Consider the following 25,431-nt stretch of genomic DNA (forward strand, 5'->3'; position numbering starts at 1 on the left):
CTTGAGCCATGGGCGCAGCACCGGCATCACGGGACGTCACGTCCTACGGAATGGGATTGGCAGCGCCGCTCGCGCTGTTCTTCCTGCTGTTCTTCGTCGCGCCGCTGCTGCAATTGTTCTGGCTCTCGCTCCACAACGACACGGCCGGGCTCCATTGGGGGCTCGGCCAGTACCTGCACTTCCTCACCGATCCCTTCAGCCTCAGCGTGCTCGGCTCGACCTTGCTGCTGGGCGCTGAAGTCACGGCCGTCTGCCTCGTGCTCGGCTTTCCCATCGCCTGGCTCTATCAGCGGGTCGGGCCACGGCTCCAGACCATCATCATCCTGATCGTGCTGCTGCCGCTCCTGACCAGCGTGGTGGTGCGCACCTTCGCTTGGATCGTCATCCTGGGACGTCAGGGCATCATCAACGCAACGCTGCAGTCGCTCGGCATCATCGATACGCCCCTCAAACTGCTCTACACCCAGTTCGGCGTGGTGATCGCGCTGGCGCAGGTGCAGATGCCCTTGATGACGCTGCCGCTAATCACCGCGCTCGGCCGCATCGATCCCAATCTCGACGACGCCTCCTGCTCGCTCGGCGCCGGAAGCTGGCGCACCTTCTTCAGGATCGTGCTGCCGCTGTCGCTACCCGGCGTGATCGCCGGCTGCACGCTGACCTATGCCGCCGCCATCACGGCCTTCATCACCCAGTCGCTGGTCGGCGGCGGGCAGATGCTGTTCATGCCGATGTATCTCTATCAGCAGGCCTCGACCCTGCAGAACTGGCCCTTCGCCGCCGCGATCTCGATCATCTTCCTGCTCGCCGTGCTCGCGGTCGTGTCCGTGTTCACCACGCTCGGCCGCATGTCGCGCGGCTACGGAGGCGCATGATGAGCGGCCGCAAGCGCACGCTGGAATCGTTCAGCTTCGAGCTGGCCATGACTGTGATCGCGATCATCGCGCTGATCCTGATCATCGCGCCGTCGCTGGTGGTCCTGATCGTCTCATTCACCTCCGGCTTCTCGCTGCGCTTCCCGCCGCCGGGCTATTCGCTGCGCTGGTATGTCGAGTTGTGGAATGCCTGGCAGCTGCATTTCGCGGCCAAGAACAGCCTCATCGTCGCGCTGTGGGCGACGGGCCTGTCCGTCGGGCTCGGCGTCGCGGCTGCGCTGGCGATCTCGCGGTCGCGGACGCTGTCGGCGCGGCTGCTCGATTCCCTCTTCATGTCGCCGCTGGTGCTCCCCGCATTGGCCTTCGGCCTGGCTGCGCTGATGCTGTTCTCGCTGGTCGGCCTTCCGGTGTCGCCGCTGACGCTGGTGATCGGCCACACCGTGGTCTGCGTGCCCTATGTGGTGCGCAACACGGTCGCAGCGCTGGCGCAGTTGGAGCCGACCCTACTCGAAAGCTCGGCGGTGCTGGGCGCGAGCCGGCTCTACACGTTCCGGCGGATCGTGCTGCCGCTGATCCGGCCGGGCATCATCGCGGGTGCCTTCATCGCCTTCATGTCGTCCTTTGACAACGTGCCGGTCTCGCTGTTCCTGCGCGATGCCGCGACCGACATGCTGCCGATCCGGATGTGGCAGGACCTGGAAGGCAAGCTGGATGTGACCATCGCAGCCCTGTCGGGCGTGCTGATCATCGCGACCGTCGCGCTGGTCGCGGTGATGGAGCGCGTCACCGGCCTGTCGCGCCGCCTGACCAACTGATCAGGCGCCGCGGAACAGCGAATAGCCCCAGCGCGTGAATTTCAGCGGCAGATGAAAATGCTCGTCAACGTTCTTGATGCGGAAGCGGAACGGCGTCACGGTCAGGAAACCGTCGCTGTCGCCGAAGAATTCGCCGAGGTGAAACAGGACCTCGTACTCGCCCGCCGTCACGCCCGCGCCTTGCGCGACGGCATGATCGAGCACGCCATTGGCGCCGAGCCGTCCATCGGCAATACGAAGCGAGTCCGGACCGATCCGCCAGATCTCGACGCGCAGCCCCTGCGCGGGCCGTCCGCTTGCCACATCGACCGCGTGAATGGAAATACCGCCTGCCACCATGTTCCTCCCGTGAGCGCAGCGCCATGGTAGACGCAAACACGGCCGTTCGGCCAGCGCCTGCGCTGCTGCCGGCTCTCGGCGCGATGACCTCGCTCCAGGCGCTGGTGGCGCTGGCCTTGTTCGCGCCGGGCGTGGTCGCGCCGCGCGCCCATATCGAGGTCTGGCAGCTCTCGATGTTCTCCTGCGCGGTGTTCGCCGTCGGCATTCCAGCCTCGTTCTGGGGCGGCGGTTTCATCGCGCGCCTGGGTTCGCTGCGGGTCGCAAGCCTGTGCGCGGCGGCGATCGTCGTCAGCATGGCACTGGCCTCGCTCGGCACGACCGCGGCCCTGCTGACCGCAGGCCTCTGCCTCGGCCTTGCCTTCGGACCGGAGACGCCGGCGAGCGCGGCGCTGCTGGCGCGGCTGGTAACCGCCGATCGGCGGGCCTTCGTGTTCTCGGTGCGCCAGACCGGCAACCAGATCGGCGCCGTCTGCGGCTCGCTGGTCCTGCCCGCGATCGCGATCTCGCTCGGACCTGCCTGGTGCTACGCGGCGGTCGGCGTATGCGCGCTGATTGCGATCCTGATCTACGAGCGGCTGCGGCCGGCCTATGCCGGCAAGCTCGCCCCGCCTCCGGAGCTCAATCTCCGTGCGCGGCTGGCGCTCGTCACCGCGGACCGGCGCATCGCGATGCTGGCGCTGGCCTCGATGCCGTTCAGTGCGATGCAAGTGTCGCTCAACACCGTCTTCGTCACGCTCGGCACGCGCGAGCTTGGCCTCAGCCATATCGAGGCCGGGATGGCGCTCGCCTGCGCGCAGGCCGGCGGCCTCGTCGGCCGCCTCGGCTGGGGTTTTGTCGCCATGCGCCTCAATGCCTCCCGTGCCGTGCTCGTCGTCATCGGCCTCGGCATGGCCTTCTGCGCGGCGCTGCTTGGCCTCGACGGCGCCTCGCTCGGTCGCACCGGACAATTCGCGATTGCCGCGCTGTTCGGCCTGACCGCTTCGGGGTGGAATGGCGTCTTCATCGCCGAGATCGCCCGCCTCGCGCCGCAGGACAGGATTGGCGACACCACCGGTGCGGTGCTGACGGCATCCTATGCCGGGCTGCTCGCCGCGCCAGCGTTGGTGTCGATCCTTGACGGTGCAGCCAGCCTCGGCGCAGCTTTCTTCGCCTTGGCGTGCCTTGCGCTGTGCGGCACAGTGGCGCTGATCTGGGGAGGCCATGACAAAAGGAGAAAATAGCGCGCGCGAGATCGCGGCCGATGTGACGGCCGGACGAACCAGCGCGGTCGAGACCGCCAAGGCCGCGCTTGCGCGCCTCGAAGTGGCCCAAGCACTGAACGCCGTGGTGACGATCGATCTCGCACGCACTTTGGCCGATGCTGCAGCGGTCGACGCGCGCCTGCGTGCCGGCGAAACGATGCCGCTGGCCGGCGTCCCCATCGTCGTCAAGGACAACGTCTGGACCCGCGGCTGGCGTATCACGCAGGGCTCGCGCCTGTTCTCCGACTTCATTGCCCCACAAGATGCGATTGCGATCGAACGGCTGCGCAAGGCCGGTGCGGTCGTCGTCGGCATCGGCGCGACGTCGGAATTCGCCAGCAAGGGCGTCACGACCTCGCGGCTATATGGGCCCACACACCATCCGCTCGATCCCACGCTGACACCCGGCGGCTCGTCCGGCGGCCCCGCCGCTGCCGTTGCGGCCGGCCTCGTGCCGCTCGCGATCGGCACTGATGCGGGCGGCTCCAGCCGCAGGCCGCCGGCCCATGTCGGCGTTGTCGGCTTCAAGCCGTCCTATGGCGCGATCCCCTACGGGCCCGGCTTTGCCGAGCCGTTCTTCGGCCTCTCCGTCATCGCGCCGATCGCCGCCGATGTCGCCGACGTCGCGCTGGCGTTCGAAGCCATGGCCGGCGCCGATCCGCGCGATCCGGATTCCGCCGTCATCGCGCGAGAGGCCGACAACATCGCGGGCTTGCGCATCGCATTCTCGCCGCGCCTCGGGCTTGATGTTGCCGTCGACGATGTCGTCGCGAACGGGCTCTTTTCCGCGGTCGAGCGCCTCTCCGCTAGCGGCCTGCACATCGCTCACCGCGATCCCCTCTGGCCACCGGGCGCGACCGAAGAGGCCATCATGCCGCTTCAGCATGCCGGTCTCGCCGCGCTCTATGGTGATGCTTTCCGCAAGGACCCCTCCGTCTTCGACCCCGACATCGCAAAACAGATCGAGCGCGGGCTCACCTGGTCAGGCACTGAGGTCGCGGGCGCACTGGTCGCAAGCACCGCGATTGCCAATGCCTTCGCTTCCTTCTTCACTGGGACCGACCTGCTGCTGGCGCCGACGGTGCCCTGCGTCGCCTGGCCGTTCACCCAGCTCGGCCCCGACATGATCGGCGGCCGCGCTGCAACTCCACGCGCGCACGCTGTGTTCACGCCCTTCGTCAATCACGCGCGCCTGCCGGCGATCTCGATCCCATGTGGCACGGACGAACGCGGGCTTCCCTTCGGCTTGCAGATCATCGCTCGGCGCGGGCAGGACCGCACGCTGCTGAGCGCCGCGCGACATATCGAGGCGCAGTTGCAGGCCTAGTTTCGGGTCGCCGCGACGATTTCGGAATAGTAGCAGTATACCCCTGTTTTGCCCGACGGGTCAATCATGACGCCGTCTGCGTAAGCCATTGATTTCATTAACACCGGCTACTGTGCATGGGGTTGTTTTGGCACTTTTTGTTTGATCGGCCGTCCTAGCCGGCAAAAGACTGCCGCAACCGCCGCCAGCCGATGACGATGCCGGTGATCGAAAACACCAGCCCGAGCGCGCAGAGGCTCACGATCAGGACATCGCGCAAGGGTGGATGCGCCACGAGGATTGGAAAATCGAGCGTGTGGAGCGCGCTGTAGGCCCAGCGATAGGACCGCCGCGACGCATCCAGCCTTTGCAGCACGCTGCCGTCGGCGCCGTCGATGTCGAACCAGACATCGCCGCAGCGTGAGCGGTAGACCGGCGCACCGGGCACAGCGGAGTGCGCAGGATAGTCGTTGTCGTCGGCGAGGATCGACGGTGTGCCGCAATCCGTCGCAAGCCGCGTCATCAGGCTCCCGATCGCCTGCGTGCCGATGACCGCCGACCCGCGACCGTCTGGGCCGACCACAATCTGCGTCCCAAGACCAATCCGTTCGCGTCGATAGAGATTGCCATCGAGGGCGAACCACTCGACTTCACGGGCCAGCGGCGATATCGGTGCGCGATCGAACGACAGCGCAGCGGCCCAGTCCGGCGCTGTATTGATCACGCCATCCTCGGCCGAACTCAACTGCCCGCGTGAAAACAGCCGGCCGTGATCCATCGAGAGCCAGCCGCTAAAGATCCAGGTCAAGACGAAGACCGTGGCCACGAGACCGATGACGTGATGCAGCGCGTGCCAGCCTCGATAAGGCGTTATGATCCGGCCTCCCCGCATCTTCGCCCGCACGATCCCGAGCACCGCGCCGAGCACCGCTGCGATCAGAGCGAGCAGCGACAACGTCCAGACCACGCGGTCCCACAGCGCCCAATTGCTCCTCAGCACCGTCGGATAGATCCAGTGCAGCACGCTGCCGGCGAGATTCCATGCGCGTTCGTTCCGTGTCGTGTCGAGGACGACTTCGCCGGTGCGCGACGAGACATAGACCTCAGTTCCGGCAACATCGCCGAGCGCAACCCGGTACAACGGCCGGTGGCGATCAAAGCCGTTCGGCACGCTCCATTGGTCGTAGTCCGCCTCCGCAACGACAGCCGCTCGCGCGGCATCGAGCCCGCGCTGACGCGCATGATCTCGCGCAATCGCGAGCGCGGCCTCGCGCGACCGCACCGATGCATCCAGCCCGTCAATGGCGCGAACCGCGCGCAGGCGCGACGGCCCCGACACGATGTAGACCGGTCCGTCGCTCCGCTGGACCAGTCGCGCGCGGGTCGCGTCCGCAACCTCGCTCGCGGCCTCGGCCGCAGTGATCTTCACCGCGGCATGATCCACTGCTGCAAGTCCGGCAAAACGCTCCGCCTCCGTCAATGACGGAAACGGAACGAAGTGCATCACGATTCCGCTCGCGAACCACATCGCGAACAGCAGACAGAACGCGATCCCGAGCCAGCGGTGCAGCAGGACGATCGCGCCCATCATGTGATCAGCGCCTCACCATTTGAATGCGGCCGAGAGCTCATAGGTGCGCGGCGCACCGAGCAGGATCTGGTCGGGATAGAACGGATCGCCCCAGACCGCGTAGCGCTTGTCGGCGATGTTGCGCACGCGGAAAGTCAGGCGCGCCTGGTCGACCGCATTGAAGACGGTCCTGGGGATGTCGACGAAAGCATAGACGTCGGCGACGGTATACGCCTTCATCGTCACGACATTGGCATCGGTGTTGTAGCGGTCGCCGACATGGCGGCCGGTGATGCCGAGCTCCACCGGCCAGGGGGTGAAGAACCGGTAGGACGCGCCGGCATTGGCCACGACGCGCGGAACGTTCGGCGGCGTGTTGCCGGAGAACGAGCCGCCGGCAAAATTGTAGTCGGCATAGTGCGCATCGACATAGGCGATGTTGCCCCAGAGGCGCAGCGGCTCGATCGGGCGCACCGCGGCCGCAAGCTCGACACCTTTCGATTCCTGCTGTCCCGCAATGTTGAGCGTCTGGCCGCCGGCTGCCGCATAGACGTTCTTGCGCACGATGTCGTAGGCCGAGAACGACCACTCCGCCCTGTTGTCCCAGAACAGATGCTTGACGCCGGTCTCGTAGGTGCGCGCGGTCGTCAGGTCGAGGTTCTGGGTCGGGCCGAGCAGGAAGATGTTGTTGGCCGAGATGTCGGCGCCGGTGGCGTACTGGCTGAAGAAGGTCAGGCCGGGCACGGCGTCCCACGTGTAGCCGATGCGGCCGGTGACAGGCGCCCAGTCTTGCGTGAACGGAAAATTCGCCTTCTCCAGCCCGTTCTTGTCGGTCGAGTTGCGATCGAGCCCGATATGCTCGACGCGCAGGCCACCGACCAGCGCGAAGCTGCGCGTCAGCTTCAGCCGGTCCTCGAACGCCAGCGCCTCGTTGTCGATGCGCGCGGTCTGCTGCTGCGTCGTGAGCAGGCCGTAGAAGCCGCGATTGGGATCGACCAGCGAAACGGAATCGCTCGGGAAGTTCGCAGCGCCGGGCCGGACGAAGTCGAGGTAGCTCGACGACAGTGTGGTGACAAACCGGTTGTCGAAACCTGCGATGTTCGTGTCCCAGGTCAGGTCGGTGATGTTGCCGACGAGGCGCTGGCTGTGGGCGACGTAGAAGCGCTCACGATCGACCAGGTTCGTTCCGGCGTTGAACGCCTCGACCTCGTTGTTGAACCAGCTACGTTCCGCCCCGTAACCATAAGCCTGGCTCTTCAGCGTCAGGTCAGGCGCAAGCTTCAGCTCGAAGCCGCCGCGCAGCCACACCTCCTGAGCGATGTTACGATTATCGAGGACGTTGTAGTTGGTGTTGAAGGTACGGTCGTCGATGGTGACCGCGCCGAGATTGGTCCCGTTGTAGTTCGAGATATAATTGCCGGAGACGATGCCGCTCGTCGCATGCGAGCCGCTGAAGACGGTCGGCACCAGCGGCGCGCCCCAATAGGCCTTTGAGCGGTCCTCGCGGTACTCGATCGCGCCCCAGACCTTGAGGCTGTCGGAGATGCGGTAATTGAGCTGGCCCGAGACGTCGAACGTCTTGGTGTTGGTGTCGTCGGCAAAGCCGTTGAGCGAGGAACGGCTGATGTCGAAGCGGTAGTCGAGGCCCTGCACATTGGTGCTGCCGCCCGAGCCGTAATGCGCGCGGAACGAGTTCAGCGTGTCCCAGGAGAAATCCGCCTCATTGCGGATCGGTCCGGTGTGCAGCTGCTTGGTGACGAGATTGATCGCGCCGCCGGCGGCGCCCTCGCCCGACATCAGCGAGGCCGGACCTTTCACGAATTCGACGGCCTCCAGGTTGGCAGTGTCGGTGATCCGCGAAGTCATGTTCTGCGGACCGATCTTGATGCCGTTGTAGAGCGTGTTGATCTGGCTGTTGGTGAAGCCGCGCATCGAGAACGCCGCAGGCTCCGCCGGATTATCCCCGGAGGTGACGCCGACGGCTCCTTGAGCTACTTCGGACACGGTCCGATAGCCCTGCTCGCGCATGGTCGCGGCCGAAATCACCTCGACGGTCGCGGGCAGCTCCCGCACGGTCAGGCCGAGCCGCGAAGCGCTGTCGGCAACCACATTGCTGTTGAGCGGCGTCTGCGTCTGTTCCTGCGCTGCCGCGCCCGGCATCGCCGGTTTCGGCGCAGCCGTCGCAGCTGCGGATCGGCGCGTTGCCGCGCGACGGACGCTCTGCGCGTCACGCCCGGCAGGTTTTGCTTGCTTGCGGGATTGGGCGGGCGACACTTCGACCGGCGGCAGGCGTTCGCGAGCCTCCTGTGCCAGTGCGGCGGGCAGATCGATGGCGGCAAAGGGTGTCAGCGCGGCAGAGGCGAGCAGAAAGCTGCGCGGTCGTACGAGACGGATGGAAGACACAGGCTAGACCTCGGTATGACGTCAGTGGCACGTCACAGCGAACCAAGGTCTCATCTTCCGGCTGTGAGCCTTCCGATGAAGCCGAATGTCTGTACTCCCCGACCGACATCTTCGCGTGTGACCACGGCTGACGGCAGGTCTCCTGGCTCGCGGGTCGTGACCGCTTCGTCGCCTTCCCGGGACCGAGGACCCAGTGGCTTCTGACGAAGGATTCACCGCTTACAGTTGCGGGGGCAGCCGCGGCATTGGGGACAACGTCCCCGCACCGCATTCCCTTTTCATCCCCTCTCGGGGAAACCGTCAAAGCCATCTAGGATTACGATCAAGACAGAGTCAATGTGCAAGCTGCGGCGTTATTGCCACAGCGAGCAACTTCCTTGGAGATGAGCATGGAAGGCGAGACCTTCCTCTGGCTGATACGGCATGCCCCCGTCGACGGCGTCAAAGGCACGATCCATGCGCCCGACGCGCCGGCCGATCTCGGCGATCGCGCGCAACTGGACGCGCTGCGGCAGCGCCTGCCGCAGGATGCCGCAAGCTATGCGAGCCCATCGCGACGCACGGTGGAGACTGCGCGCGCTCTGGGGCTCGAGCCGGAGTCGGTCAGCGACTTCCGCGAGCAGGATTTTGGCGACTGGACTGGCCATCGGCATGACGCGCTCGCTGCGACCGGTGGCGCGGCCTATGCGCAGTTCTGGAGCGATCCGGCGCGCGGACGGCCGCCGGGCGGCGAAAGCTTTGAAGATCAGGTCGCACGCGTCCGATTAGGTCTGTCACGGATCGGCGCGGGCGCCGCAACGCTGGTCGTGCATTCCGGCACCGTCCGCGCGGCGCTGTGCATCGCGCTCGATCTCACGCCACAAGCAGCCCTGCGCTTCGTGATCGATCCGCTATCACTGACCCGGATCGACCGGCTCGCGAACAGCTGGCGCGTCGTTTCAGTCAATCAGCGGATCAGCTAGGCCGATCCGGCACATTGGCTTGCGCAAAGGTCGCCATGCCGTTGTGGAGCGCGCAGGCCGCGCGCACCAGCGGCAGCGCGATGGCGGCGCCCGATCCCTCACCGAGCCGGAGATCGAGGCTGATCAGCGGCTGCACGTTCAGCGCGCGCAGCACCAGCCGATGACCCTGCTCCGCCGATTGATGCGACGGCAACAGGAACGGCTGACATGACGGGTTAAGCCGCGCTGCCGCCAGCGCAGCTACCGACACGATAAAACCGTCAATCAAGACCGGGATGCGGCGCTGTGCAGCCGCGATGATCGCGCCGCAGATCGCCGCGATCTCGAGCCCGCCGACGGCGCACAGGATCTTTTCGGGCGCGGCGCCCGCAACACCATGCCGCGCGATCGCCGCATCGATCACGCGCGCCTTGTGCGCGCGGCCCGCCGCATCGACACCGGTACCGCTGCCCGCGATCTCCCCGGCGCTGATGCCGAGCAGGCTCGCGGCAATCGCAGCCGACGTCGTGGTGTTGCCGATGCCCATCTCGCCGAAGATCAAGAGATCGGGCTGGCTGGCCTCGGCACGCGCCACCGCGCGCTGACCGGCTTCGAATGCAAATGCCAGCTCCGCGGGCGTGAGCGCGGCTTCGACGCTGAAATCGCGCGTGCCACTGCGCGGCTTGTCGGTGACGACGCCCGCCATCGCCTCCTCCGCCAGCGTGCCGGCGTCGACGACTTCGAGGCTGGAGCCCAGTTCGCGCGCCAACACCGAGATCGCGGCACCACCCGAAGCAAAAATCGCCATCATCGCGATGGTCACGGCTTGCGGATAGGCCGAGACGCCCTGCGCGACGATGCCATGATCGCCGGCGAAGACGATGATCGGCACGCGTCCCGCACGCGGCCGCTCGGTCGCCTGCAGGCCCGCAAGCTCGACCGCGAGCTGCTCCAGCCGGCCGAGCGCGCCGGTCGGTTTCGTCAGTTGCGCCTGACGCGCGATCGCCGCATCGCGATGGACCGCGGAAACCGCCGGGTATTTCTGGGTGACCCATTCAGGGAGCATGCTGCCTCGCTTACGGCCTGCGCTTGAGAATGTAGCTGTCCATGATCCAGCCGTGGCGCTCGCGCGCCTCTTGCCGCATCGCAACGATGCGCGGACCGACCTCGGTCAGTGCGCCGGATAGGATGATCTGATCGGGCATACCGAGATAGGCGCCCCAATAGATCTGAATCCCGGCTGGATCGAGCGACTGGAACGCGGTGCCGCCGTCCAGCATCACCACCACGGTATCGACGCCGTGCGGCCAGCCGCCTTCACGCAGGCGGCGTCCGGTCGTGACCAGGAAGGGCTCGCCGATGTCGTTGAGCGGCAGCGCATGCGCCGCGCACAGCGCCTGGATCGAGGTGATGCCGGGCACGACCTCGATCTTCGGCAAAGGCTTCAATCGCCGCGCAATGCGCAGCGAGGAATCGTAAAGCGATGGATCGCCCCAGATCAGCAGCGCGACCTTGCCCTCGCCGTCGAGATGACCCGCGATCGCCTGCGACCAGCTTGCGGCGACGGCATCGTGCCAATCGTCCACGCCCTTGCGGTAGTCCGCCTCGCCGGCATCGCGCACGGGAAGATCGAACTCGGCGATGCGCGTCTTGTCGCTACTGAGAACATCCGCGCAGATCGTTCGCCTGAGATCGGCGAGATCGGACTTCGCGGTCCCCTTGCGCGGGATCAGGACGAGATCGGCTGCGTTGATGGCTTGAATGGCGGCGCGCGTGAGTTGACCGGGATCGCCGCAACCGATGCCTATCAGGGAGAGCGTGAGCATCGCGCGTGCAGGGGCGGCCGTGACGGCCGCCCCTTTGTCTCTCAAGCCGCGTTATGCAGGCGCGGGGTGACGAGGCCGGGCGCGGTGACGCCACGCAGCGATTTCGCCAACGCCAGCACGGCGAGATCGGCCAGCGGCTCGATCACGATGACCAGGGCATAGGAGGCCGCGAACGTCGCGATGCTCGCGAGGTTGCTCATCGCGAAACCGGAGCCATAGAGCGCCCAGAACGCCACCCAGGCGATCACGCCGGCCTGGTAGGTCGTCGAGAGCGCCAGCGCCTGGCGATACTTCAGATCGACATAGGCGGTGTTGCGCGAAATGATCCGCGAGGCGATCGCCTGGATCGCGAACAGCGGCACCAGCAGCGTCGTGACGTTCATGCCATATTGCGGCAGGTCGGCCGGCTCGAAGAACACGCCCTGAAGCAGCAGGCCGAATGCGAGACCGAAGGCGGCGGGCGCCGCGCCAAACAGCAGGAACAGTGTCGAGCCCAGGATGAAGTGCACCTCGGAGACACCGACCGGGAAGTGCGGCAGGATCTCGAAGAAGGTGAAGACGAGAGCGGTGGTGGCGAGCGTCCGCACGGCGAATGAAACGACGCCCTGCTCGCGCACGGTCTCGACCGCGAGCTTCAAGGCAACGCCGCCTGCGGCGATGCCGGTTGCGTAACTCAACACGAGCTTGGCGCCCGTCACGATTCCGGGTTCGATATGCATGGCTCAGTTCCTTCCTGCCGTCACACCCGACGGCCTTGGCCTCAAAACGTGCAGGGCCGGTCTCCTGGCTCGCGGTTCACTGGGGTTCTCCGGCCTTCCCGGACCTTGCGGTCCAGTGGCTGATCGGAGCCCCTCACCGCTTACAGTCGCGGGGGCGGCTGGGGTTTTGGGCGCCGCAACTGGGTCCGCCCACCCCCATTCCCGATTATGCTCCAGCGCTTTGCGCTGCGTCGAGCACCATGCCTCTCCTGTGTGCCCCTTTCGCCGGCCGGGCGTCAAGAGGAGACCGGCGGCCCGAGCCATCATGACGGATAATCCTCTGCCAACGCGCCGAACAGGATGACGGCCGCGGTCGAAGCCGCCCCGCCGCGCGCAAGCTGTTCCGCAAGCTCGGCAATGGTGGTGCGGAGCAGGCGTTCGTCGTCGCGCCCGAGGGATTCGGCGAACAGCGCCGGGGTGTTTGGCGAAAGGCCGTGCTCGATCAATTTTGCGACAAGCGCCGGAAAGGTGCGCCGGCCCATATAGACCACGGTCGTCGCTTCAGGGTCGGCCAGCGCCGCCCAATTCAAATTCTGCGGCAGCTCGCCGGTGACGTCGGCCCCGGTCACGAACTGCACCCGGCGCGAGGTGTGGCGCCGGGTCAGGGGAATGCCGGCTTGCGCAGCGGCGACACAGGCTGAGGTGACGCCGGGAATGATCTCGTAGCCGATGCCGGCCTCGCGCAGCGTCTCGAGCTCCTCCTCGAGCCGGCCGAAAATGCCGGCATCGCCCGACTTCAGCCGCACCACGCGCGCGCCGGTTGCGGCATAGTCGACCAGCAGGCGGTTGACGTGGTGCTGCTTGGTCGAGGGACGCCCTGCCCGCTTGCCCACTGCGACGAGATTGGCGCCGGGCCGGGCGAGATCGAGGATCGCGCCTGACGCAAGATCGTCATAGAGCACGACATCGGCCTCGCGCAGCCGCGCGGCGCCCTTGAGCGTGAGCAGCTCGGGATCGCCGGGACCGGCGGAGATGAAAGAGACAAAACCGCTCACCGGTCCTCCGCGATCAGATGGAAGAACGTGCCGGTGGCCTGGCCGCGGCGCGAGCCGGTCTCGGCGATGACAGCCCCCGTCGCGTCGTGTACGACCGCCAGCGCTGTATCCGGCTGGGCGAGGATGGTCGAATAGTGGAATTCGTGACCGCGCAGCCGCGCGCCCGCCTGATGCCCCGGCATCGGGGCTGCAAGCGCGGCGAGACGATAGCCGAGATGCATGCGGCGCTTGGCAAAGCTCGTCTCCAGCCCGAGCAGGCTCGTCATCTCGTGGCGGACACCGTCGGCATCAGTCAAGGCCGTTCCGAGTACCATATACCCCCCGCATTCGCCGTGCACCGGCCGCGTCTCGGCGAAGGCGCGCAGGCCACCGCGGAAGCGCGCATTGGCGGCGATTTTGCCGGCATGCAGCTCGGGATAGCCGCCGGGCAGCCAGCACACATCGGCATTCGCATCGGGCGCTTCATCGGCGAGCGGCGAGAACGTCGAAATCTCGGCGCCGGCTGCGCGCCAGGCTTCCAGCATGTGCGGATAGACGAAGGAGAACGCCGCATCGCGGGCCAGCGCAATGCGCTGGCCGGGCGGCGTGACGTTCGGTCCGTTCGCGGCAGGTTCCGGCGACCAGTCGGCGGCCGAGCGCAGCACCGCGTCGAGATCGACATGCTCGGCGACGAAGCGCGCGGCCTCGTCGATCAGCTTGCCGATCTCCGCCTGCTCCTCGGCCTGCACCAGGCCGAGATGCCGCTTCGGCAGGCTGATCTCAGCATGGCGCGGCAGCGCACCGAACACGGCGATGCCGACGTCGTTCAGCGCACGCCGCACGAGATCTTCATGACGCGCGCTCGCGATGCGGTTGAGCACGACGCCCGCAAGGCGCACACCGGCGCGGTAGTCGCGAAGGCCCGCGGCGATCGCAGCCGCGGTCTGCGCCTGTCCGGAGGGATCGATCACCAGCACCACCGGCCAGCCCAGCATCTCCGCGATGTCGGCGGTCGCGCCGGTGCCGGAGACACCGCGCGCGGCAACGCCGTCGAACAGGCCCATCGAGCCTTCGGCCAGCACGACATCGGCATCCGCGCCGCGGCTGACGAGATGGGCGATGGCGCCACGATCCATCGCCCAGCTATCGACGTTGACGGAGGCACGTCCCGTGGCGGCGGCATGGAAAGCGGGATCGATATAGTCGGGCCCGCTCTTGAAGCACTGCACGTTCAAGCCGCGATTGCGCCAGGCGCGTGCGAGCGCCAGCGTCAGCGTGGTCTTGCCGACACCGGAGGCCGGTGCGGAGATGACGAGGCCCGCCGCCATCACGACACCTCCGGAAAGCGCGGCGCGGCACCGACCGGCCGATAGCGGCGATCGTAGTCGGCCGCATAGAGGCGGCTCTCATCGAAATCCGCAGCGCCAAGCGTCTTGCCGACCAGGATCAGCGCGGTGCGCTCCATCTCGGCGCCGACGGCTGCATCGAGCGTTGCGAGCGTCGCGCGGATGATGCGCTGGTCGGGCCAGCTCGCGCGCCAGACGATCGCGACCGGGCAATCTGCGCCGTAGTGCGGCGTCAGCTCGGCGACGACCTTGTCGAGCAGATGGATCGACAGATGGATCGCCAGCACGGCGCCGGTCGCAGCGAATACGGCAAGCTTCTCGCCCTCGGGCATCGCGCTGGCGCGGCCCGGCGTGCGCGTCAGCACCACCGTTTGCGCTAGGCCAGGCAGCGTCAGCTCGGCCTCCAGCGCGGCGGCTGCGGCCGAGAAGGAGGGAACGCCCGGTGTGACCGAGTAAGGAATCCCGAGCGCGCGCAGGCGGCGAAGCTGCTCGCCCATCGCGGACCAGATCGAGAGATCGCCGGAATGCAGCCGCGCGACGTCCTTGCCCTCGGCATGGGCGGCGGCAATCTCCGTGATGATCTCATCGAGCGACAGCGGCGCGGTATTGACAATGCGCGCGCCCGGCGGGCAATGCGCGAGCACGCCCTCCGGCACCAGCGAGCCGGCATAGAGGCAGACCGGACAGGCCGCGATCAGATCGCGGCCACGCAGCGTCAGCAAGTCAGGCGCGCCCGGCCCGGCGCCGATGAAATGCACGGTCATGCGCCATCTCCTTCAGCGATCGCCGCGGTCGCGGTGCGATCCTGCGAGACCACCCGCGTCGCAATCAGCCGCGCGCGAGGCCCTGCCGCTGCGAGCGCCGCGGCTTCGGCGACGGAGCCCGTGCCGAACTTGTCCGCGACGAGCTTTGATTGCGTTGGTGTCTCGACGCGCGCGAGCAGATCGGCCGGAACAGCCTTGATCGGCACACCGCATTCGCGCGCGAGCTGCTTCAACGGCTCCGCATCGGCCTTGTCGCTGACGGTCGCGACCGCCGCCAGGCCTTCAGTACCGCCGGCCGCCTGCAGCGCCTCGCGCAGCGACGCCAGCGTGACATCCGTCTTGAATCCGAGCCCGGCGACCTTCATCGGACCGCACTCCACTGCACCACCGGCCGCGCCGCCTCCCAGGAGCGATAGCGGCCGAGCGGACCGGCATGCGCGATCTCGACCCGCATCAATTCGCCGCCATGACGCTGATGCAGCTCGCCGAGCAGGGCTTCCGTCTCCAGCGTGACTGAGTGTGCAACGAGCCGCGCGCCCGGCGTGAGTCGCGACCAGATCGCCTCGAACATCGCACGATCGAGGCCGCCACCGATGAAGACGGCATCTGGCGCGTCCAGCGCCGCGAGAGCTTCGGGCGCCCTTCCCGTGACGACAGTAATCCGATGCGCCAATCCAAACGCGGCCGCATTGCTGTGAATGTTTGCGGCGCGATCCTCGCGCGCTTCGATCGCGGTCGCCGTCCCGCCGCACAGGGCCCACTCCACCGAGATCGAACCCGAGCCCGCACCGATGTCCCACAGCCGTTCGCCCGCACGCGGCGCCAGTGCCGAGAGCGCGAGCGCACGCACCGGTCGTTTGGTGATCTGTCCGTCGTGGACGAAGAGATCGTCCGAAAGACCGGAACTGCGGGGAATGCCCTGGCCTCCCCACGCCTGCAGGGCCACCGCAACCAGATTGCCGTCAAGATCCTCAGCAAACAGGTCGGCGCGATGCTGGCCAATGTATTCGCGTGGGCCGCCCAGCGCTGCGAGAGTCCACACGAGTGAGGCGCCCCATCCACGTTCGGTCAACCATTTCGCGAGATCGCCTGGGGCCTTCGCATCACGCACGAGACAAATGATCCGCGCGCCCGGCGCAAGGTGCGGCACGAGGCGCTCGAACGGCGCGGCATGGAGACCAAGGCAGGCAATTGTCTCGAGGCGCCAGCCAAGTCGCGCGGCGGCAAGCGAGAACGTCGACGGCGCCGAATGCGCGCCCCACTCGCCTGCTTCAAGCTTCTCGGCAAGGCTTGCGCCGGCGCCGTACCAGAACGGATCGCCCGAGGCGAGTACTGCTGTCGGCCGGCCGCGGCAGCTCAGCACGACCTCTGCGTCGAATGGCACAGGCCACGCGCGGCCGCGGCTTTCTACATCTGCAAGAGCGAGATGACGCTCACCGCCAAAAACAGTTTCTGCTTTGGCAAGCGCCTTTCGGCTTGCTTCGGACAGGCCTGCAAGGCCATCTTCGCCGATACCGATGATAGTCAGCCAGGGATCAGCCAAGGAATCAGCCATGACGCGCGCCCTTATTCTGGGCGGAACTGCCGATGCGAGCCTGCTCGCCGCGGCGATTGCGCGCGCCGGCATCGACGCCGTCTATTCCTATGGCGGCCGCACCCGCGCGCCAGCCGATCAGCCCCTGCCGACCCGCATCGGCGGCTTTGGTGGCGTCAGCGGGCTTGCCGCATACATCAGGCGTGAAGGCATCACGCATGTCATCGACGCAACGCATCCCTTCGCGGCCGAGATGAGCCGTCATGCGGTCGAAGCCTGTGCGGACACCGGCACGCCGCTGATCGCGCTGGAGCGCGCGCCCTGGATCAGAGCGGCCGCTGACAACTGGATCGAGGTCGCCGACGTCACCGCCGCGGTCGCCGCGCTGCCCGAAGCGCCCACAAAGGTGTTCCTCGCCATCGGTCGCCAGCACATCGCGCCCTTCGCGCGCAAGCCGCAGCACGCCTACACGCTGCGGTTCGTCGATCCGCCCGAAGCGCCCCTGCCCTTTGTAGCTGACGTGATCGTGTCGCGCGGACCGTTCACGCTTGACGGGGAGCTGGAGATGCTGCGCACGCGCGGCATCGCCTGGATCGTTGCCCGTAATTCCGGTGGCGACGGCGCCCGCGCCAAGATCGACGCCGCGCGTAGGCTCGGCCTGCCCGTGATCATGATCTCGCGGCCGCAATTGCCCGCGCGATTGCAGGTCGAGAGCGTGGCCGAGATCATGCAGTGGCTCGGTCATTCGACCCGCCTTGGCGCATAGACCCAACGGCCGACGCGGCGCGTCTGCGAGTTGCCGACGATGACAAGCGTGCGCATGTCGGCCATCTCGGGCGTCGCGTCGTTCAACATGACGGTCGTGATCGTCTCGTCGGCCGCGCTGATCGCGCGCGCGAAGATCACGAGGCGATCGCCACAACCGGCATCCTTCAAGACCGCGAGCGCACGGCCAAATCCTTCCGGCCGGCTCGCCGAACGCGGATTGTACATCGCAATCGAAAAATCGGCTTCGGCAGCAAGCCGCAGGCGCTTCTCGATCACCGTCCAAGGCTTGAGGTTGTCCGAGAGATTGATCGCGCAGAAATCGTGGCCGAGCGGCGCACCCGCGCGCGCAGCCGCAGCCAGCATCGCGGTGATGCCGGGCAGCACACGGATCGGAAGCTGCTGCCATTGCGGCGCCTGTTCCAGCGCCTCGAACACGGCCGAAGCCATCGCAAATACGCCGGGATCGCCGGAGGAGACGACGACGACCTGCCCGCCTTCGGCTGCAAGCCGCAGGGCTTCGCTCGCGCGCCGCAACTCCTCACGGTTATCGGAGGGATGCAGGGTGAGTCCGGGCCGCGGCGGCACGCGCGCGACATAGGGGGCGTACCCCAGAATGTCCGTTGCGGATGCGAGCGCGGCGGAGACCTCCGGCGTCACCAGCGCATCGCTGCCCGGCCCGAGGCCCGCGATGGTCAGCGTGCCGGTCATTCGGCGGCGTCCAGATGCCGGCCCTTACCGTGCACGAGCACGATCGCAAAATAAGGACAATCGGCGGCATCGATTTCGGCGAGCCGCAGCACCCGCTCGCCCGGCATGGTGCCGCGCTCGACCAGCCAGGCATCATCCAACCGGTCGGCAGCAGCGAGCGCACGGCGGACTTTCGCGAGATTGCGCCCGGTCTTCATGATGACCAGCGCATCGGAATCGCGCATGCGGCGTTCGAGCTCGCCTTCGGGAAGCGTACCCATCAGCACCGTCGTCACGTCGTCGCCGAGCGCGATCGGCTGGCCGACGCCATTCCAGCAGCCGACCATGCCGGGGATGCCGGCGATCACCTCGATCTCGACGCGCCCCTGCAGACGGCTGTGCAGATGCATGAAGGAGCCGTAGAAATAGGGATCGCCCTCGCAGAGCACGACGACGTCGACCGCGCGCGCAAGCCGCGCCAGCCGCTCCGCCCATTCGTCGTAGAAGCCGGCGAGCAGCTGGACGTATTCAAGACTGTCAAACGCGATCTCCGTCGTGACCGGATACTCCATGGGATATTCGGTGACGTCGGCCGCCAGCATGCCCTCGACGATGCGCCGCGCCTGGCCGGGCCTGCCCTTCTTGCGGAAATAGGCCACGTGCTTTGCGCCGCGCACCGTGCGATCGGCGCGCACGCTCATCAGATCAGGATCGCCAGGGCCGAGACCGCAGCAGATGATGCGTCCCATCTCTATTCGCTCCGGCTCGCCAGCGCGTTCACGGCGGCAACCGTGATGGCGGAGCCGCCGAGGCGGCCCTCGACCGTCAGCGCCGGCACCGGCGGATCGGCCATCAGCGCCGCCTTGGATTCGGCCGCGCCGACGAAGCCGACGGGGCAGCCGATGATCGCCGCCGGCCGCGGACAGCTTTGGTCCTCGAGCATATTGAGCAGATGAAACAGCGCGGTCGGCGCGTTGCCGATCGCGACGATCGCACCACTGAGATGCGGACGCCACAGCTCCAGCGCGGCAGCCGAGCGCGTGTTGCGCATGGATTGCGCCAGCGCGGGAACGGACTCGTCACTGAGCGTGCAGATGACGGCATTAGCCGCAGGCAATCTGGCGCGCGTGATTCCTTCGGAGACCATGCGGGCGTCGCACAGGATCGGTGCGCCCTTCTGGAGGGCAACACGCGCTGCCGTCGCCATGCCTGATGTGAAGCGGATATGAGCTTCGAGGCCGACCATGCCGGCGGCGTGGATCATCCGCACCACCACCTGCTCCTCGTCGGGCGTGAAGCGGGCGAGATCGGCTTCGGCGCGGATGGTCGCAAAGGATTGCCGGTAGATCGCCGCGCCGTCGGTTTCATAAGTATGCGGCATCAGTGCCCTCCCATCAGGATGGAGGGATTCTTGACGATGTCGTCGCGATCCAGGCCACGCAGGATAGGCTCATCGCGCGTCGATCCGCCGCGCACGAGGTCGAAGCCGGCGCCGGTCGCAACCAGCGTGACCGCGGCCGCACCGGAATGCGCGCAGCCCTTGGCACAGCCGGAGACGTGGAGCCGCGCGGCCGAGCCGATATTCGGCGCAAGCGCCGCCGCCAGCGCGCGGGTGTCGGCATGAGCCTCGCGGCAGCGCGGCGCGCCGCTGCAGGCGATGACGCGCAGCGCCGGATCGTAGGCCTCGGTTATGAGGCCCGCCGCCGACGGCATCGTCCGCTTGCCTTCGCTCAGCACCATGCGCCAGGGCGTCATGCGTAGCGCATGCCCGCAGCCAGCGAACTGGCTGAGCGTCGCATGCGGCATTTGCCCGAAGGCGACGCCGACCATCGCACCTTGCGGATAAAGGCCGGGGCGCGCCGCAGCCATGATCGGCGCCGGCTCGGCCTCGCCACGCAGCGTCTCGGGCAGGATGGCACCGGCGGCGAGATGCGCCGCCATGCGGCCGCGCCCGCCTCTCGCACCGCCCAACGTCACGAACCAATGGGTGAGCGCGAGTGCAGCGGCCACGGCTTCGCCGCGCGCAACGGAGCGGCCGAGCTTCGCACCATCAGCCCGCACCAGGAGGCCGCCGGCACGATCACGCTCGATCCGCACATCCGCGGAATCGCCTGCCAGCACGCGCGAGGTGCCGTCATCGATGGCAAAGCCGAACTTCGTCGGAAGCGCGAGCGCGCAGCCCTCGAGCGCCTCTTCAAGCTCCGCAGCAAGCGATTGGCTCTCGTCACCATCGCGCCAGAACGGTGTGACGATGATGTTCCGCCGGGATTCGGTCTCGGTGTCCGGATCGAGCAACGCAAGCTGCGCAAGACCGTCAAGCAGCAGGCGGTGGCTGGTCTCAGTGACGCCCCTGATCTGGAGATTGGCGCGACTGGTCACGTCGATCAGACCATTGCCATGGCGCTCCGCCAGATGCGCAAGCCCGGAGATCTGCGCTGCATCGAGCCTCCCGCCGAACGGGCGCACGCGGACCACCAGCCCGTCGCCCGATTGCATCGGGCGCAAGGCACCGGGACACCAGCCCTTGATCATGGACGCGCTCATGATGCCTCCCGCAGCGCAGCCGCAATCGAGTTGCGGCGCGTTCGCCAGAGCGAGGCTTCGTGCAGGCGCGTGAAGCAGATCTCCATCGCCGCGAGTGCCGCCGGATTTTCGCGGGCCATGAAGGTGCGAACGTCGGCATCGCCGAGCGTCGCGTCATAATAGAGATCGAACAGGTGCGGCGGCACGGCATCGGCCAGATGCGCAAACGCCGCCATATGTTCGAGCGTCGCGGTAATCTCGGCGGCACCGCGAAAACCGTGGCGTATCATGCCGGCGATCCAGGCCGGATTGGCCGCGCGGGCGCGGACGACGCGAGAGATCTCTTCCGTCAGCGTGCGCGCGTGCGGCTCGTCGGGGCGCGTCGTGTCGAGATGATAGAGCGAGGGTCCCGTCGCGCCGAGATGAACTGCGGCCGCCGCAATGCCGGCTTCATGCGCGGCATAGTCGGCCGCAAGCAGCAGATCGGTTTCCGGCAGATCCTGGACGTGAACGAACGCGTCCGCAGATGCAAGGCGCTGCTCGATGCCGATGCGATCCGGCTTGATCTCGCCATCGGCGGAGAACGCCCAGGACGATGCCGACAGCCAGGCTTCGCCGGCGGCATCGCGGGTCTCGGGCGTAAAGGCATCGGGGATCGCAGAGAGGCCAACACCATATTGACCGGGGCGCGGCGCGAACACGCGGGAGGCGCGATGGCGATACGGATTCTCCTCGCCCTCGTCTTCACGGCTTGCGAGCGCTGCTGTGGCGGCGTCGAACAATTGCGCAAGACCCGCGAAGACATCGCGGAACAGGCCTGAGACCCGCAGCGTCACGTCGATGCGCGGGCGGCCGAGCTCGGCCGGCGCGATGATGTCATAGCCGGTGACGCGGCCGGAGGCGTGATCCCAGCGCGGCGCAAGGCCGGCGAGATGCAGCGCCATCGCAAACTCCTCGCCCGCGGTGCGCATCGTCGCCGAGCCCCAGAGGTCGACGACGAGGCCCTTCGGCCAATCGCCGTGATCCTGGAGATGGCGGCGCAGCAGCTCTTCCGCGAGCTTGATGCCCTGCGCATGCGCCGACGGCGTCGGCACCGCGCGGGGATCGACCGCGAAGAGATTGCGTCCCGTCGGCAGCACGTCCTGGCGCCCGCGATAGGGCGAGCCGGATGGTCCCGGCGCAACGCGCTGTCCTGCGAGCGCCGCACGCAGCGCGTCCCGCTCGGCATCGCCGCAGGCGCCGCGGCCGAACACGTGCAGGCCGTCGCCGAACTGGCTTTCCTTGAGATCGCAGACGAAGCGATCGATGCGCGGGATCGCTTCGGCGGGCGCGGCCGATGCATCGAGACCGAGATCGTCTTCGAGGCCTGCTGCGCGCGCCTCGTCGCGGATCGCGGCGATCAGGCGCCGGCGGCGGGCGGGATCGAGACCATCGGCGGTCGAATATTCGTCGAGCAGGCGTTCGAGCCGGCGCAAGCCTTCCGGCACCGCGGATATTTCCAGCAGTGGCGGCAGATGGCCGATGGTGACGGCACCGATGCGCCGCTTGGCCTGCGCAGCCTCGCCGGGATCGTTGACGATGAAGGGATAGATGATTGGGAGATCGCCGATCAGAGCTTCGGGCCAGCAGGCGGACGACAGCGCCACGGATTTCCCGGGCAGCCATTCCAGCGTGCCATGCGCGCCCATGTGCACGACGGCATCAATCCCCTGCCCGCGAAGCCAGAGATAGAAGGCGACATAGGCGTGGCGCGGCGTGCGGGCGAGATCGTGATAATCGCTATCGCGTGTCACCGCATCACCGCGCTCCGGCTGGACCGCGATGATCGATTGGCCGCACGCGACGGCCGGGAAATGGAACGCGCCATCGCGGCAGCTCGGATCGCTGTCCGGCGCCCCCCAGGCTTGTGCGAGATCGTCCTGCAAGGTCTGCGGCAAACGCGCGAGCGCCGCGCAGTAATCGGCGACGCTCCAGGTCAGATGCTGATTCAGCAGCGTCTCGCCGAGCGCTGGGACCGGCGCGACACCGAAGCCGGCCTCCGCAAGATCGGACATCAAGGCCTCGACGGAAGCCAGTGCATCCAGACCAACCGCATGCGCGATCTGGTGCGGGCGACCCGGATAGTTCGAGAGCACCATGGCGACGTGCTTCTCCGCAGCAGGCTTTTCCGCAAGGCTCCGCCACGCCGCGACGCGCGCGGCGACAGCCGTCACGCGTTCCTCGTCGGCCCGATGCGCGAGATGCGAGAACTGCAGATCGGAATCGCGCTCCGCGGCGGATTTGAAACTCACCACGCCCGTGAACACGCGGCCATCGACCTCGGGCAGCACAACATGCATCGCGAGATCGCCGGGCGACAGGCCGCGCAGCGACTCCGCCCAGTCCTCGCGCCGCGCGGTCGAGAGCGCGACCTGGAACACGAGGCAAGACGCCGCATCGAACGGCGTCGTACCGTCGTCACCGATGGCGGAGAACGCCGTCGCATTGACGATCGCCGCCGGAGGATTCTTCGCGAGATGCTCACGCAGCCAGTCCGCAACACCCGCAGCTTTCAGCGAGGTGGCGAACACGCCGTACGCGTCAAATCCCTTCTCGCGCAGCGCCGCGATCAGGGCATCGACCGGGCCGGAGTCCGCGGCAGTGAGATAGGAGCGATAGAAGGTCACCAGCGCCCGCGGCTTCCGTTCACTGGCTGTCGGCGCGGCAATGACACCGCGCTCCGGATCGTAGAAGCCCATTTCAGGCACGGTCATCTCGCCGACGACCGGACCGGCATAGAGGCCTGAGGCCAGCGCGAGCTGCGCGATCGCCGCCTGCGCCGCGACGGGACCGCCGGTGTCGCAGAGCACTTTGAGCCGCCGCAACGTCGAGACCGGCAAGGTGGAATACGAATCCAGCCGCGTGTCGTCGCGGCCATCGGCCGGCAGCACGGCCAGCACGATGTTGTGGTCCTTGGCGAGCTGCTGCAGAGCCGCAAGGCCATAGGGCCAATAGGACTCACCGCCGATCAGCCGCACCAGAATGCCCCGCGCCTGCGACAGCGTGCGCTCGATATAGGTATCGACCGACAGCGGATGACGCAGCTCCGCAAGATTGGCGAGCCGCAGCGACGGCAGGCTGCTCTGGCCGCGCCGCCAGCCGGCCGCAAACGCTGCAAGGTCGGAATCCGAGTACGAGAGCACCACGAGATCGGCCGGGTCCTGGCCGATGTCCCTTGGCGTCGCGGTCTCCTCCAGACCGCGGCTCTCGCGGAAGACGACGTGCATCAGACTCCCAATCCCGCCTTGATCGCGGCCTCGTCGATATCGCCGTGCTCGCCGATCACGACGAGCTTTGACTGCCTGTTGCCTGCGCCCCAGGGCTTGTCGAACTGGTGGCGCACACGCTCGCCGACGGCCTGCAGCAACAGGCGCATCGGCTTGCCTGCCACCGCGATGTAGCCCTTGGCGCGCAGCACGTTCTGCTCGCGCGCCAGCTTCTGCACGGAGGCGACCAGTGCGTCGACATCCGCCACTTCCGGAAGATCGATCACGACGGAGGCGAAATCATCGTGCTCGTGCTCCTCCTCGCCATCGTGATGCGAGGGACGCGCGGCGAGATCGTTCTCGGCGGCAGCGCCGAGGCCGAGAATGACGCGCGCATCGATCGCGCCGTCGGTGATGGGAAGCATCGGCACGCGGCGCGGCATCTCGGCGATGATCGCCGCCTTGGCCGCTTCCAACCCGGCCGCACCGGCAAGGTCCGCCTTGGTCAGCAGCACGATATCGGCGCAGGCGATCTGGTCCTCGAACACTTCCGAGAGCGGCGTCTCGTGATCAAGATTCTCGTCCGCCGCGCGCTGGGCTTCGACCGCATCCGGATCCGGCGCGAAGCGGCCGGCGGCGACGGCCTCGGCATCGGCGAGCGCGATCACGCCATCGACCGTGATGCGCGAGCGGATCTCCGGCCAGTCGAATGCCTTGAGCAAAGGCTTGGGCAAAGCGAGGCCCGAGGTCTCGATCAGAATGTGATCGGGCCGCACCGGGCGCGCCAAGAGCTGCTCCATGGTCGGAATGAAATCGTCGGCGACGGTGCAGCAGATGCAGCCATTGGCGAGCTCGACGATGTTCTCCTCCGGGCAGTTGGCGTCGGCGCAAGATTTCAAGATCTCGCCGTCGACGCCCTCGCTGCCGAACTCGTTGACGAGCACGGCGAGCTTCTTGCCGTTGGCATTGCTGAGCAGGTGCTGGATCAGCGTCGTCTTGCCGGAGCCGAGGAAGCCCGTGACCACCGTCACCGGGACTTTTGCAAGCGAGTTCATTCAGCGGCCTCCGGCAACACGGCAATGGGGGGAATGCGGGCAAGCGACTGCTTGCGGAAGATTTCGGGACGGCTGCGCCAGGGCACGAGGCCGTCGGGCGCGGCCGCATAGGCCGCGGCGCCGGCGACCACGTCCTGCGCATTCGCATCCGACAGGCGGCCATAGACATAGGACCAGCGGCCGGGCGCACTGAGCGCCACAGAGCAGCCTTGGCTGCATGCAGACAGGCATTCTACGGGAACCACGCTGACGCCCTCGGGCACGCCGGCCTCGAGGATCGCGCCATGCAGTCGCTTGCCCGGGGTGGTCTCGCCCTCGCCCAGCGTCTGGCCGGCGCGGCAGGTGATACAGACGTGAAGTGTGACCGTCATCGCCTCTTCCAGGATAAACAGCGGGAGGCGATGAGGCGCACGGACCCTGACTTGAGAGGCCGTTTCCCCGTCGCGGAACACCCCGTCCGCCGG

24 protein-coding genes and 2 riboswitches are annotated in these 25,431 nt (G+C 67.3%); of the genes, 6 read left to right on the plus strand and 18 right to left on the minus strand.

All coding sequences use genetic code 11. The features are described 5' to 3' along the window. Positions 1-8 precede the first annotated feature (8 nt). Positions 9-872 (plus strand): ABC transporter permease, encoded by an 864-nt coding sequence (locus RAD16_RS18500; protein WP_458159324.1) that lies wholly within the window; start codon positions 9-11, stop codon positions 870-872. Further along, entirely contained in the window at positions 872-1,687 is an 816-nt protein-coding gene (locus RAD16_RS18505) for an ABC transporter permease (RefSeq protein WP_458159325.1), read from the plus strand. The genes RAD16_RS18500 and RAD16_RS18505 overlap by 1 nt, the downstream gene beginning before the upstream one ends. Here RAD16_RS18505 and RAD16_RS18510 read toward each other — a convergent pair whose 3' ends face one another. Beyond that, positions 1,688-2,023: a hydroxyisourate hydrolase gene (locus RAD16_RS18510; RefSeq protein ID WP_458159407.1), complete on the minus strand. Its 336-nt coding sequence runs from the start codon at positions 2,021-2,023 to the stop codon at positions 1,688-1,690. Positions 2,024-2,049: 26 nt separating this feature from the next. Between RAD16_RS18510 and RAD16_RS18515 the strand changes: the two genes are divergently transcribed. Both RAD16_RS18515 and RAD16_RS18520 read left to right on the plus strand, forming a co-directional pair. After that, complete coding sequence (locus tag RAD16_RS18515; RefSeq protein ID WP_458159326.1) at positions 2,050-3,246, plus strand: MFS transporter; 1,197 nt, start codon at positions 2,050-2,052, stop codon at positions 3,244-3,246. After that, positions 3,227-4,594, plus strand: coding sequence for an amidase (locus RAD16_RS18520; protein ID WP_458159327.1), 1,368 nt, complete (start codon positions 3,227-3,229; stop codon positions 4,592-4,594). Before RAD16_RS18515 ends, RAD16_RS18520 begins: the two co-directional genes overlap by 20 nt. Before the next feature lie 154 nt (positions 4,595-4,748). On the opposite strand, the gene RAD16_RS18525 is transcribed toward RAD16_RS18520, so the two are convergent. Continuing rightward, positions 4,749-6,164 (minus strand): PepSY domain-containing protein, encoded by a 1,416-nt coding sequence (locus RAD16_RS18525; protein ID WP_458159328.1) that lies wholly within the window; start codon positions 6,162-6,164, stop codon positions 4,749-4,751. A gap of 12 nt (positions 6,165-6,176) precedes the next feature. Next, a complete protein-coding gene (locus RAD16_RS18530) occupies positions 6,177-8,546 on the minus strand; it encodes a TonB-dependent receptor (protein ID WP_458159329.1) in 2,370 nt (789 codons plus the stop codon). Between the two features lie 115 nt (positions 8,547-8,661). Next, a riboswitch (cobalamin riboswitch) is annotated at positions 8,662-8,863 on the minus strand. A gap of 72 nt (positions 8,864-8,935) precedes the next feature. Between RAD16_RS18530 and RAD16_RS18535 the strand changes: the two genes are divergently transcribed. Beyond that, positions 8,936-9,508: a histidine phosphatase family protein gene (locus tag RAD16_RS18535; RefSeq protein ID WP_458159330.1), complete on the plus strand. Its 573-nt coding sequence runs from the start codon at positions 8,936-8,938 to the stop codon at positions 9,506-9,508. On the opposite strand, the gene cobT is transcribed toward RAD16_RS18535, so the two are convergent. From cobT to cbiE, 8 genes are all read right to left on the minus strand, one after another. Next, complete coding sequence (gene cobT / locus RAD16_RS18540; RefSeq protein ID WP_458159331.1) at positions 9,501-10,553, minus strand: nicotinate-nucleotide--dimethylbenzimidazole phosphoribosyltransferase; 1,053 nt, start codon at positions 10,551-10,553, stop codon at positions 9,501-9,503. The genes RAD16_RS18535 and cobT overlap by 8 nt on opposite strands. A 10-nt stretch (positions 10,554-10,563) precedes the next feature. After that, positions 10,564-11,313, minus strand: coding sequence for a precorrin-6A synthase (deacetylating) (gene cobF / locus RAD16_RS18545; RefSeq protein ID WP_458159332.1), 750 nt, complete (start codon positions 11,311-11,313; stop codon positions 10,564-10,566). A gap of 41 nt (positions 11,314-11,354) precedes the next feature. Next, complete coding sequence (locus tag RAD16_RS18550) at positions 11,355-12,032, minus strand: energy-coupling factor ABC transporter permease (protein WP_458159333.1); 678 nt, start codon at positions 12,030-12,032, stop codon at positions 11,355-11,357. A gap of 37 nt (positions 12,033-12,069) precedes the next feature. Then, positions 12,070-12,289, minus strand: a riboswitch (cobalamin riboswitch). A gap of 45 nt (positions 12,290-12,334) precedes the next feature. Next, entirely contained in the window at positions 12,335-13,066 is a 732-nt protein-coding gene (cobA, locus tag RAD16_RS18555; RefSeq protein WP_458159334.1) for a uroporphyrinogen-III C-methyltransferase, read from the minus strand. Further along, positions 13,063-14,373 carry a cobyrinate a,c-diamide synthase gene (locus tag RAD16_RS18560; RefSeq protein ID WP_458159335.1) on the minus strand — a complete coding sequence of 437 codons (1,311 nt, stop codon included), beginning with the start codon at positions 14,371-14,373 and terminating at the stop codon, positions 13,063-13,065. The genes cobA and RAD16_RS18560 overlap by 4 nt, the downstream gene beginning before the upstream one ends. After that, positions 14,373-15,155, minus strand: a complete 783-nt coding sequence (cobM, locus tag RAD16_RS18565) for a precorrin-4 C(11)-methyltransferase (protein ID WP_458159336.1) — start codon at positions 15,153-15,155, stop codon at positions 14,373-14,375. Before cobM ends, RAD16_RS18560 begins: the two co-directional genes overlap by 1 nt. Next, positions 15,152-15,520 (minus strand): cobalamin biosynthesis protein, encoded by a 369-nt coding sequence (locus tag RAD16_RS18570; RefSeq protein ID WP_458159337.1) that lies wholly within the window; start codon positions 15,518-15,520, stop codon positions 15,152-15,154. The genes cobM and RAD16_RS18570 overlap by 4 nt, the downstream gene beginning before the upstream one ends. After that, positions 15,517-16,698 (minus strand): precorrin-6y C5,15-methyltransferase (decarboxylating) subunit CbiE, encoded by a 1,182-nt coding sequence (cbiE, locus tag RAD16_RS18575; protein WP_458159408.1) that lies wholly within the window; start codon positions 16,696-16,698, stop codon positions 15,517-15,519. The genes RAD16_RS18570 and cbiE overlap by 4 nt, the downstream gene beginning before the upstream one ends. A 10-nt stretch (positions 16,699-16,708) precedes the next feature. On the opposite strand from cbiE, the gene RAD16_RS18580 reads away from it, so the two are divergent. Continuing rightward, positions 16,709-17,455 (plus strand): cobalt-precorrin-6A reductase, encoded by a 747-nt coding sequence (locus RAD16_RS18580; RefSeq protein WP_458159338.1) that lies wholly within the window; start codon positions 16,709-16,711, stop codon positions 17,453-17,455. On the opposite strand, the gene cobJ is transcribed toward RAD16_RS18580, so the two are convergent. From cobJ to RAD16_RS18615, 7 genes are read right to left on the minus strand one after another with little or no spacing between them, the layout of a single operon-like run. Beyond that, the gene (gene cobJ / locus RAD16_RS18585) at positions 17,431-18,165 is read right to left on the minus strand and encodes a precorrin-3B C(17)-methyltransferase (RefSeq protein WP_458159339.1); all 735 of its coding nucleotides are present in this window, start codon (positions 18,163-18,165) and stop codon (positions 17,431-17,433) included. The genes RAD16_RS18580 and cobJ overlap by 25 nt on opposite strands. Further along, the gene (locus RAD16_RS18590; protein WP_458159340.1) at positions 18,162-18,893 is read right to left on the minus strand and encodes a precorrin-2 C(20)-methyltransferase; all 732 of its coding nucleotides are present in this window, start codon (positions 18,891-18,893) and stop codon (positions 18,162-18,164) included. The genes cobJ and RAD16_RS18590 overlap by 4 nt, the downstream gene beginning before the upstream one ends. Positions 18,894-18,895: 2 nt before the next feature. Further along, the gene (locus tag RAD16_RS18595; RefSeq protein ID WP_458159341.1) at positions 18,896-19,525 is read right to left on the minus strand and encodes a precorrin-8X methylmutase; all 630 of its coding nucleotides are present in this window, start codon (positions 19,523-19,525) and stop codon (positions 18,896-18,898) included. Continuing rightward, entirely contained in the window at positions 19,525-20,688 is a 1,164-nt protein-coding gene (gene cobG, locus RAD16_RS18600; RefSeq protein ID WP_458159342.1) for a precorrin-3B synthase, read from the minus strand. The genes RAD16_RS18595 and cobG overlap by 1 nt, the downstream gene beginning before the upstream one ends. Next, positions 20,685-23,933: a cobaltochelatase subunit CobN gene (cobN, locus tag RAD16_RS18605; protein ID WP_458159343.1), complete on the minus strand. Its 3,249-nt coding sequence runs from the start codon at positions 23,931-23,933 to the stop codon at positions 20,685-20,687. The genes cobG and cobN overlap by 4 nt, the downstream gene beginning before the upstream one ends. Then, positions 23,933-24,967: a cobalamin biosynthesis protein CobW gene (cobW, locus tag RAD16_RS18610; RefSeq protein ID WP_458159344.1), complete on the minus strand. Its 1,035-nt coding sequence runs from the start codon at positions 24,965-24,967 to the stop codon at positions 23,933-23,935. The genes cobN and cobW overlap by 1 nt, the downstream gene beginning before the upstream one ends. After that, complete coding sequence (locus RAD16_RS18615) at positions 24,964-25,338, minus strand: DUF1636 family protein (protein WP_458159345.1); 375 nt, start codon at positions 25,336-25,338, stop codon at positions 24,964-24,966. The genes cobW and RAD16_RS18615 overlap by 4 nt, the downstream gene beginning before the upstream one ends. Between the last annotated feature and the right edge of the window lie 93 nt (positions 25,339-25,431).

This window comes from Bradyrhizobium sp. 18BD, assembly GCF_054185225.1.

Excerpts from the sequence above, each read along its gene's own strand:
- RAD16_RS18500 (WP_458159324.1), top strand. The coding sequence starts at position 9 with ATGGGCGCAGCACCGGCATCACGGGACGTCACGTCCTACGGAATGGGA.
- cobN (WP_458159343.1), bottom strand. The coding sequence starts at position 23,933 with ATGCACGTCGTCTTCCGCGAGAGCCGCGGTCTGGAGGAGACCGCGACG.
- RAD16_RS18520 (WP_458159327.1), top strand. The coding sequence starts at position 3,227 with ATGACAAAAGGAGAAAATAGCGCGCGCGAGATCGCGGCCGATGTGACG.
- RAD16_RS18515 (WP_458159326.1), top strand. The coding sequence starts at position 2,050 with ATGGTAGACGCAAACACGGCCGTTCGGCCAGCGCCTGCGCTGCTGCCG.
- cobF (WP_458159332.1), bottom strand. The coding sequence starts at position 11,313 with ATGCTCACGCTCTCCCTGATAGGCATCGGTTGCGGCGATCCCGGTCAA.
- RAD16_RS18535 (WP_458159330.1), top strand. The coding sequence starts at position 8,936 with ATGGAAGGCGAGACCTTCCTCTGGCTGATACGGCATGCCCCCGTCGAC.
- RAD16_RS18505 (WP_458159325.1), top strand. The coding sequence starts at position 872 with ATGAGCGGCCGCAAGCGCACGCTGGAATCGTTCAGCTTCGAGCTGGCC.
- RAD16_RS18570 (WP_458159337.1), bottom strand. The coding sequence starts at position 15,520 with ATGAAGGTCGCCGGGCTCGGATTCAAGACGGATGTCACGCTGGCGTCG.
- cobG (WP_458159342.1), bottom strand. The coding sequence starts at position 20,688 with ATGAGCGCGTCCATGATCAAGGGCTGGTGTCCCGGTGCCTTGCGCCCG.
- RAD16_RS18615 (WP_458159345.1), bottom strand. The coding sequence starts at position 25,338 with ATGACGGTCACACTTCACGTCTGTATCACCTGCCGCGCCGGCCAGACG.
- RAD16_RS18525 (WP_458159328.1), bottom strand. The coding sequence starts at position 6,164 with ATGATGGGCGCGATCGTCCTGCTGCACCGCTGGCTCGGGATCGCGTTC.
- cobW (WP_458159344.1), bottom strand. The coding sequence starts at position 24,967 with ATGAACTCGCTTGCAAAAGTCCCGGTGACGGTGGTCACGGGCTTCCTC.
- RAD16_RS18550 (WP_458159333.1), bottom strand. The coding sequence starts at position 12,032 with ATGCATATCGAACCCGGAATCGTGACGGGCGCCAAGCTCGTGTTGAGT.
- RAD16_RS18590 (WP_458159340.1), bottom strand. The coding sequence starts at position 18,893 with ATGGGACGCATCATCTGCTGCGGTCTCGGCCCTGGCGATCCTGATCTG.
- cobT (WP_458159331.1), bottom strand. The coding sequence starts at position 10,553 with ATGCTCCCTGAATGGGTCACCCAGAAATACCCGGCGGTTTCCGCGGTC.
- cobM (WP_458159336.1), bottom strand. The coding sequence starts at position 15,155 with ATGACCGTGCATTTCATCGGCGCCGGGCCGGGCGCGCCTGACTTGCTG.
- cobJ (WP_458159339.1), bottom strand. The coding sequence starts at position 18,165 with ATGACCGGCACGCTGACCATCGCGGGCCTCGGGCCGGGCAGCGATGCG.
- RAD16_RS18580 (WP_458159338.1), top strand. The coding sequence starts at position 16,709 with ATGACGCGCGCCCTTATTCTGGGCGGAACTGCCGATGCGAGCCTGCTC.
- RAD16_RS18595 (WP_458159341.1), bottom strand. The coding sequence starts at position 19,525 with ATGCCGCATACTTATGAAACCGACGGCGCGGCGATCTACCGGCAATCC.
- RAD16_RS18560 (WP_458159335.1), bottom strand. The coding sequence starts at position 14,373 with ATGGCGGCGGGCCTCGTCATCTCCGCACCGGCCTCCGGTGTCGGCAAG.